This is a genomic window from Bradyrhizobium pachyrhizi (assembly GCF_001189245.1).
Lineage (GTDB): Bacteria > Pseudomonadota > Alphaproteobacteria > Rhizobiales > Xanthobacteraceae > Bradyrhizobium > Bradyrhizobium pachyrhizi.
This window is the reverse complement of record NZ_LFIQ01000077.1, coordinates 1-8,262: the sequence shown is the minus strand read 5'-3', so window position 1 is coordinate 8,262 and position 8,262 is coordinate 1. Positions and strand designations below refer to the sequence as shown.

Here is an 8,262-nt window from a genome sequence, read left to right as displayed (position 1 = left end):
CTAGGACCCCGTTCCGATCCCATCGGAACGAGGCTCTAGTCGCCCGTCAGCAAGGTGACTCCGTCACGATGCGGCTTTCGCCTCGATCTGCTCCCAAATTCTGGTCTTGCGCGTCTCGGGCATGATGAAAACGGCGATCACGAAGCACACCGCGGGAACGACAATCGGGTAGATCAGCGCGTAGCCGATGCTGCCGGTCGCCGCGAAGGCGGCTGATGTGATGAACGGCACCAATCCGCCGCCCCAACCATTGCCGATATGATACGGCACCGAGACCGAGGTGTACCTGATCCTGGCCGGGAAAAACTCCGCCAGGAACGCGCCGACCGGCCCGTACACCATCCCGACGTAGCAGACGAGGATGAAGATGATGAAGACGGCCACCGGATAGTTGATGTGACCCGGCTGCGTGACCATGCCGAGCCACAGATACAGCGGATAGTAGGTGATCGCGGCAAGCAGCATTCCTCCGAGGATCACGGACTTGCGGCCGATCTGATCCGACAGCCAACCAAAGAAGATCAGGCTCGGCGTTGCGATCAACAATGCGGCTCCCACGATGTAGGCCGAGGTAACCGCATCGACCTTGGAGACCTGCTGCAGGAAATACAGTGCCCAGAATTGACCACTGTACCAGACCACGCCCTGTCCAATCAGGACGACGATAGCGATCAGGATGTACTTGATGTTGGCGCTGAGGAAAGCTTCCCGCCAGGGATTCCTGGTCATCTGTCCCTGTGCCTTGATCTCCTGGAAGATCGGCGTCTCCTGGAGCTGCAGGCGGATGTAGATGGCGATCGCCACCAGCAGGAACGAGAGCAGGAATGGTACGCGCCAGGCCCATTCGTCAAAGGCCTGATTGCCGGCCCAGGTTCGGGTCAGAACGATCACCGCAAGCGACACCACGATCCCCAGCGTCGGCGAGGTTTGTAGCCAGCCCGTGTAGTAGCCGCGCCTGTCGTCCGGAACATGTTCGGCGACGTAGGTGATGGCGCCGCCATATTCGCCGCCCAGGCACAGACCCTGGATCATCCGCAAGCCGAACAGAATGAATGCGGCCGTCAGGCCGATCGACTGATACGTTGGGATCAGTCCGATCGCTCCCGTTCCCAGGCCCATTCCGCTCAGCGTAATGAGGAATGTATATTTGCGGCCGACCCGATCGCCCATCCATCCGAACAGGAAGGCCCCCAGCGGGCGGATCAGGAATCCCGCAGTGAACAGCGCGATCGTGCTCAGCAGGGCTGCGACGGGGTGGGATTGCTCAAAGAACTTGACCGACAGAACCGCGGCCAGGCTGCCAAAAATATAAAAGTCGTACCATTCAATGATGTTTCCCACTGACGCAGCGACAATCACGCGGCGAAAATCGCTTGGTACTTGAATTGCCATGTGCTGCTCCTCTCAAATGCAAACGCTACTCCTCGCGTTTTTCAGCGATCTATCCGCTCGCGGAGTGCGCGTGGTGCACGGCGTTACAGGCGAGATTTTGTGCGTTCGTCCGCAACGCCTGATCTCAGGGGAGTTGTGGCCACCTGAGAGGAGCTCCAGCGGCCTTCAAGTGCCGCGAGCCGTCACTGCCTCATCCCGGTCTCTTTGGGAGCGGAGGCATCGGGACAGTCTATTCCTAATGTGATCTGTATCTTAGTGAGACTTTCGGCTCGATCGATTTGACGCAGGCGGCAGCTGCGGCCCGGCGCGAGCTAGGCAAGGTGCAGGACGATCCAGATACCCGGGCGTCGCCGGCCCGTATTCTGCATCCGTTCCGCTAGTCGGGTGACGGGGCCATCCGCTAGCCTGCCGCCCGGCAGGGATCGCAAGCGGAATGGCGGAGCAGGGCACGACGCCGGGCGGCAAACGCGGCTACGCGGGGACGTGGCCGCCGCGCGCGGCCGCGCCGGCCGGCGGCTTTCTTCCGGCGCGCGTCGGCACCTGGAAGCCTCTCGTCGAGACATTGCGGCAGTGGGCCCGCGCCGAGGCGGGCGCGGGCCGCCTGTTGCCCTGGGTGCCGGTGGCGTTCGGCTCCGGCATCGCGTTCTATTTCGCGGCCGAGCACGAGCCGGTGCTGTCGGTCGCGGCCACCGTCGCAATCCTGCTCTGCCTGCTGGCGCTGCTGCTGCGGCGGCGCAGCGTGTTTCCCGTCATCGCGCTGCTTGCCGCGGTGGCCGCGGGTTTTGCGACGGCGACCTGGAAGACGGCGCGCGTGGCTCACACGGTACTGGCGCGGCCGATGTTCTCGGTGGCGCTGACCGGCTTCGTCGAGACGCGCGACATCCGCGAGAAGACCGATCGTTTCGTGCTGCGCGTGGTTTCGATGGAGAGCCCGCGCGACATGACGAAGCTGGATCGGGTCCGGCTCTCGGTGAGGAAGGGCACCGCGCCCGATGTCGGCAGCTTCGTTGAGTTGAAGGCGCGGCTGTTGCCGCCGCTCGGGCCGCAGCGCCCGGGCTCCTATGATTTCGGCCGTGACCTCTATTTCCAGGGCATCGGCGCCTCCGGCTTCGTGATGGGCGCGGTCAAGACCAGGGAGCCGCCGGCGGCCGGCGGCTTTGCGCTGCGCTACGCCGCCTTCATGCAGGGCCTGCGCGACGCCATCGACGCGCGGATTCGCACCACGCTCGACGGCGACCAGCGCGCGATCGCAACCGCATTGCTCACCGGCCGGCGCGATGCGATCTCGACGCCGGTCAACGATGCGATGTTCATCTCGGGGCTCGGCCATGTGCTGTCGATCTCCGGCTACCACATGGCCGTGGTCGCCGGCGTCGTGTTCTTCGCGGTGCGCGCGCTGCTTGCGCTGTTTCCGGCGCTGACGGCGGCGCATCCGATCAAGAAATGGGCCGCGGCGGCCGCGCTGGTCGCCGCGGCGTTCTATCTGTTGCTGTCGGGCGCGGAGGTCGCGACGCAACGGTCGTTCTTCATGACCGCCGTGGTGCTGCTCGCCGTGATCGTCGACCGACGCGCGATCACCTTCCGGACGCTGGCAGTGGCGGCGCTGATCGTGCTCGCGATCGCGCCGGAGGCGCTGGTGCATCCCAGTTTCCAGATGTCGTTTGCCGCGACGCTCGGGCTGGTGGCGCTGGTGCAGATCGGGCTACCGAACCTGCTGGCGTCGCCCGACCATTCGGCGACCGCGCGGGTCGCGCTGTGGGGCGGGCGCGAGCTCACGATGCTGATGCTGGCCTCGCTGGTGGCGGGGCTGGCGACGACGCCCTATGCCGCGTTCCATTTCCATCGCGTGACGCCCTACGGGCTGCTCGCCAACCTCGCGGCGATGCCTGTCGTCTCGGCGGTCGTGATGCCGGCCGGCCTGCTCGGGCTCGTCGCCATGCCGTTCGGCTTCGACGGACTGTTCTGGGCGATCATGGGTCTTGGCATCGACTGGATGATCCTGGTGACGCAATGGGTCGCCGCACTTCCGGGCGCGGTCGGCCGCATGGCGGCGTTCGGCATCGGGCCGCTGATCGCGGCGAGTGCCGGCATCATCCTGCTCGGGCTGCTGCGCACGCCGCTGCGCTGGTCAGGCGCGGTGCTGCTGCTGGTGGCCTCGGTCTGGGCGCTCAGGGTGCCGCAGCCGGACGTGCTGGTGTCGGGCGACGGCCGCAACGTCGCGGTGCGCGGCGGTGACGGACGGCTACATCTGATACACAGCGCCAAGGATGCGTTCCTGGTCAGGGAGTGGCTGGCGGCGGACGCCGACGCGCGCACCGCCACCGATGCGTCGCTCGGCGAGGGCGTCTCCTGCGATGCCGGCGGCTGCGTGACCCAGGGACCCGGCGGCGCCTTCGTCGCGCTGGCGACCCGGCCGGAGGCGCTGGCGGACGACTGCGAGCGCGCAGCCCTGATCGTGACGGCGCGGCCGGCGCCGCAGGGCTGCGCGGCATCGGTGATCGATGCCGAGCGGCTGCGCCGCCACGGCGCGCTGGTGCTGCGACGGATCAGGGACGGCTACGCCGTCGATGCAGTCAAGCCCGGCGGGATCGACCGGCCGTGGTCGCCAGCGGTTCCCGGCGACGGCGAGAGCGAGACGACGCTGCGCGCGCCCGCCGCCGCGCCGCGGCCTGCGGTGGATGCGACGCCGGCCGAGACCGATCTGCAGGGCGATGATTAGCTGTGGTCTGGCGAGGGGGCGCTCGGCAGCTCGAACAGGCCGAGATGATATTCGTCGGAGTCGGGGGCGTCAGGCTTCTTGACGAGAGTAAAGGAAGCCTCGGGAAATTGCTCCCAGACTTTCAGGTCGTCGGCCGTTACCGTCAGCCAACCGAACCGGAACAGGTAGCGGCCCGGTTGCGTGACGCGTCCAGCCTTTTGCCATGTGACCTTATCGACCACCGCGCACGTCCTCCGTGCCCGATGATGCGCCAAGGCGCCGGCCGACGCAAATCTCCTTCTGCGCCCCGGAAGCGGGAGTCCGGGGTCGCCCGAAATTGCTTAGGTCATCCGCCGCCGAACAGCTCATTCCGCGGCGAAGATGCGCTCAACCCAAAAACAGCGTTGCGAATGCGGAGGGCCGCCGCTCCGCAACCTTCGGCTTCTGCTCGACCGGCGGATGCAGTGCCGGCAATTGCAGCACGCTGACGCGCTGTCCCTCGACCAGCTGGGTCACCAGCACATGGCTGCCGTCGGGGAATTCGACCGCGTCATGATGCCGATCGGGCACGTCGGGCTCGACTTCGTTGAACACGCCGACGCGATAGTTCAGCGTCTTGGTCCAGATCCAGCGGCTGTCGTAGCGAACGTTCTCGGCGAAAGCGAGCTCGGTGCCCGGCAGCATGCAGACCGCGACAGTGGGATCGTTCTCCGAAGCAAAGCCGCGGGTCGACGTGCCGCGGAACGTCGTCGTGATCAGCGTCTCTCCGACAATGGCGGGGCGCGATGCCACGGCGTGCAGACTATAGTCACACATCGGATGGCTCCTCATTTCGAGGTAGCGACCCGTGCCTCTCCTTGAGGCATTAGGGCCTCTACCAGAGTGGACGATAGCGAACGAGCGTCTGCTCGTTTCTGGGCGATTGTACGACTGGTCCGAGATCGCTCCGATCACAAACACGCGACGCTGCGCGAGAGGTATCGGAGCGCATCGGGCAGGCCGTACGCTACACTATCATGCAAGGAACGATCCGACGTGTTGCTCGTTCCCGGCCGCCGCAAGTATTTGCAATTCAGTATTTGCGATAAAGGCCGATCAGCTTGCCCTGGATGCGGACCCGGTTCGGCGGCAGGATGCGCACTTCATAGGCGGTGTTGGCCGGCTCGAGCGCGATCGATGCGCCGCGGCGGCGGAAGCGCTTCAGGGTGGCTTCCTCCTCGTCGATCAGCGCCACCACGATGTCGCCGGTATTGGCGACATCGTTGCGCTGGATCAGCGCCATGTCGCCGTCGAGGATGCCGGCATCGACCATCGAGTCGCCGCGCACCTCGAGCGCATAGTGCTCGCCGGCGCCGAGCATGTCGGGCGGCACGCTGATGGTGTGGCTGCGGGTCTGCAGCGCCTCGATCGGCGTACCGGCGGCGATCCGGCCCATCACGGGGACCGCGACCGGACGGTTGCCGTCGTCCTCGGCAATCGGCGGCGTGCTGGCGCGCCGGCCGAGGGTGCCTTCGATGACACTGGGCGTGAAGCCGCGGCGACCGTTGCCGGCGCCGGCCGAGAGTTCGGGCAGCTTGATGACCTCGATGGCGCGGGCGCGGTTCGGCAGGCGGCGGATGAAGCCGCGCTCCTCCAGCGCAGTGATCAGGCGGTGGATACCGGACTTCGAGCGCAGGTCGAGCGCATCCTTCATCTCGTCGAAGGAGGGCGGTACGCCGGCCTCTTTCAAACGTTCATTGATGAAACGCAGTAGTTCGTACTGTTTGCGCGTGAGCATCTCGAGTATTCCCCCGGTTGATAGCGTCGTTCGATTCCGAGACTCTTCTGGTGGGGCCTGCAGGCCGGGCCTGACCTCAGGAGCGTGTGCTCAATGCACCTGCTTCCACGCGGCTTCCCGATTGTAGACACCAGTACTCGAAACAAATCATGAACGGACACTATATGTTCGATATGTGTTCCGCAACCACTTAATTTCCGGTGAACGTGTCGGGCAACGCACAATCGGCGGGGCTCGAAAACCCTATTCGGGCAGTGTCAGGATCTCGCATTCGCTGCCTTTGACGGCAGCCGCCGCAAACGGCGGACGCACGAGAAGTGCCCGTGCCGCAGCGAGATTCCCGAGCAGCGACGAGTCCTGCTGCGTCACCGGGGTTGCGATCAGCGTGCCGTCCTCGCGCGCTTCGAGACGCGCACGCAGATAGTCCTCGCGCTGGTCGTTGGCGGCGAGGTCGCGGCCGAGCAGGGCGCTCGCGCGGCGATGATGAATCACTTTCCGGCCGCTCAGCGCCCGAATCAACGGCACCAGGAACAGGAAGGCGCAGACATAGGACGACACCGGATTGCCGGGCAGGCCGATCACCCGCATCGCGCCGAGCCGGCCGTGCATCATCGGCTTGCCCGGCCGCATCGCGATCCGCCAGAACGCCATCTCGACGCCCTCGGCCTCCAGCGACCGCTTGACGAGATCGTGGTCGCCGACCGAGGCGCCGCCTGTCGTGATGAGGACATCGGCGCCGGCCTCGCGTGCCCGGCGGATGCCGGCCGTGGTCGCCTCCACCGTGTCGGCGGCAACGCCGAGGTCGACGGTCTCGGCGCCTTCGGCGCGCGCCAGCGCCCGCAGCGCGTAGCCGTTGGAATAGACGATCTGGCCGGGACCGGGCAGCGAGCCCGGCATCACCAGCTCGTCGCCGGTCGCCAGCACCGCGACCTTCGGGCGGCGGCGCACCGCCAGTTCCGGATAGTTCATGGCGGCCGCCAGCGACAGCGCGCGGTCGGACAAGCGGCTGCCGCCGGCGAGCAGCACCTCGCCCTCACGGAAGTCGACCCCGGCCGGGCGGATGTGCCGCCCGACGCTGGCGGCCTCCGAGATCGTGATGTGGTCGCCGTCGACGGCGGTGTCTTCCTGGATGATCACGGCGTCGGCACCGCTCGGGATCACGCCACCGGTGAAGATCCGCACCGCCTCGCCGGCGCCGACCGTCCGCTCGAACGGCCGGCCGGCGGCGACTTCGCCGATCACCTTGAGCCGGGCCTTTAGATCGGCCGCATCGGCGGCGCGCACCGCATAGCCGTCCATCGCCGACATCGGCTCCGGCGGCTGGGTGCGCAGCGCCGCGAGGTCGTGCGCAAGCGTGCGGTGGTAGGCGGCATCGAGCGCGACCATCTCCTCCGGCAGCGGTTCGGCGCCGGCGAGGACGGCGGACAGGGCATCGGCAACCGGCATCAGGGCCACGCTCAGAGCTCCTCAATTCCTAATGTTCAATACCAAGTGCGGTCAAAGCCCTCGCCACGTCATCCGTCGATGTCACGTGGATAGCATGAAGGCCACGCGCCCGTGCACCTTCGATATTGGCGGCCAGGTCGTCGAAAAACAGGATCCGCGACGCCGGCACGCCGATGGCTTTTACCACATGATCATAGGCCTCGGCGTCGGGTTTACGAAAGCCGATGCTCGACGACAGGAAGACGTTGCGGAAATGGCTGAGCAGCTCGGCATGGGTGACCGAGAAATGCGCGACATGGGCCGGATTGGTGTTGGAGAAGGCGTAAAGCGGCATCCGTTTGGCGGCCGCCGCGAGCAGCGGGGCGATGCCCCGCATCTCGCCGGTGAAGATCGCATTCCAGCCTTCGAGGAACTGGGCGTCCGTGATGTTGATGCCGAGCGTCAGGCGCAGATTCTCGAAGAATGCCGCGTCGTCGATCCGGCCGATCTCGTGATGCTTGAAGCTGTCGTCGACGACAAAGCGCGTAGCGAGCTCGGCGGGCGCGCAGCCGGCATGCTGCGCCCAGCGCGCCATCACCTTTTCAAAGTTGATGTCGAGCACGACGCGGCCGATATCGAACAGCAGCACGTCGACGGAGTTGGGAGTGAATTGCGCGGTCATTGCGTGAAACCGTGTACGAGAATTGCGGGCGGGCGGCAATCTCCTCGATTTGTGCGGCAGGTGTGCGACGGGCGTTAAGCGCGCCGTCGTCCCTGCACGCGCGGGTGATGACACCCGCACGCAAGCGGGTGATCCAGTATTCCAGAGACGCTTGTGCTTGAGCCGAGAGGCCGCGGCGAAGTGGAAGGCGTGATTTGCTACCCTTCCAAAAGGAAGAAAGAACTCCAGCTCGCGCCATATCCACCGCCGTCGTCCCGGCCTAGGCGGTGTGGACTCTAGGGATTCCCT

The 8,262-nt window shown here is 66.0% G+C and carries 7 protein-coding genes; 1 reads left to right on the top strand and 6 read right to left on the bottom strand.

What is annotated here, in order from left to right; translation table 11 throughout:
* Positions 1-63 precede the first annotated feature (63 nt).
* Positions 64-1,392, bottom strand: coding sequence for an MFS transporter (locus tag AKL29_RS16140; protein ID WP_028334025.1), 1,329 nt, complete (start codon positions 1,390-1,392; stop codon positions 64-66).
* Positions 1,393-1,825: 433 nt separating this feature from the next.
* Here AKL29_RS16140 and AKL29_RS16135 point away from each other — a divergent pair, with 433 nt between their 5' ends.
* Positions 1,826-4,111 carry a ComEC/Rec2 family competence protein gene (locus AKL29_RS16135; protein ID WP_050384857.1) on the top strand — a complete coding sequence of 762 codons (2,286 nt, stop codon included), beginning with the start codon at positions 1,826-1,828 and terminating at the stop codon, positions 4,109-4,111.
* Here AKL29_RS16135 and AKL29_RS16130 read toward each other — a convergent pair.
* From AKL29_RS16130 to AKL29_RS16110, 5 genes are all read right to left on the bottom strand, one after another.
* A complete protein-coding gene (locus AKL29_RS16130; protein WP_050384856.1) occupies positions 4,108-4,332 on the bottom strand; it encodes a hypothetical protein in 225 nt (74 codons plus the stop codon). The genes AKL29_RS16135 and AKL29_RS16130 overlap by 4 nt on opposite strands.
* A 145-nt stretch (positions 4,333-4,477) precedes the next feature.
* On the bottom strand, positions 4,478-4,906 hold the full coding sequence (locus tag AKL29_RS16125) for a hypothetical protein (protein WP_050384855.1): 429 nt from the start codon (positions 4,904-4,906) through the stop codon (positions 4,478-4,480).
* Positions 4,907-5,162: 256 nt separating this feature from the next.
* A complete protein-coding gene (lexA, locus tag AKL29_RS16120) occupies positions 5,163-5,867 on the bottom strand; it encodes a transcriptional repressor LexA (RefSeq protein WP_028334028.1) in 705 nt (234 codons plus the stop codon).
* 243 nt (positions 5,868-6,110) lie between these two features.
* On the bottom strand, positions 6,111-7,322 hold the full coding sequence (locus AKL29_RS16115; protein WP_050384854.1) for a molybdopterin molybdotransferase MoeA: 1,212 nt from the start codon (positions 7,320-7,322) through the stop codon (positions 6,111-6,113).
* 19 nt (positions 7,323-7,341) lie between these two features.
* The gene (locus AKL29_RS16110) at positions 7,342-7,974 is read right to left on the bottom strand and encodes an HAD family hydrolase (RefSeq protein ID WP_050384853.1); all 633 of its coding nucleotides are present in this window, start codon (positions 7,972-7,974) and stop codon (positions 7,342-7,344) included.
* Positions 7,975-8,262: the final 288 nt, after the last annotated feature.

What these genes read in the sequence shown, in the direction of transcription:
- AKL29_RS16140 (WP_028334025.1), bottom strand. Translation starts at nt 1,392, where the DNA reads ATGGCAATTCAAGTACCAAGCGATTTTCGCCGCGTGATTGTCGCTGCG.
- AKL29_RS16135 (WP_050384857.1), top strand. Translation starts at nt 1,826, where the DNA reads ATGGCGGAGCAGGGCACGACGCCGGGCGGCAAACGCGGCTACGCGGGG.
- AKL29_RS16125 (WP_050384855.1), bottom strand. Translation starts at nt 4,906, where the DNA reads ATGTGTGACTATAGTCTGCACGCCGTGGCATCGCGCCCCGCCATTGTC.
- lexA (WP_028334028.1), bottom strand. Translation starts at nt 5,867, where the DNA reads ATGCTCACGCGCAAACAGTACGAACTACTGCGTTTCATCAATGAACGT.
- AKL29_RS16110 (WP_050384853.1), bottom strand. Translation starts at nt 7,974, where the DNA reads ATGACCGCGCAATTCACTCCCAACTCCGTCGACGTGCTGCTGTTCGAT.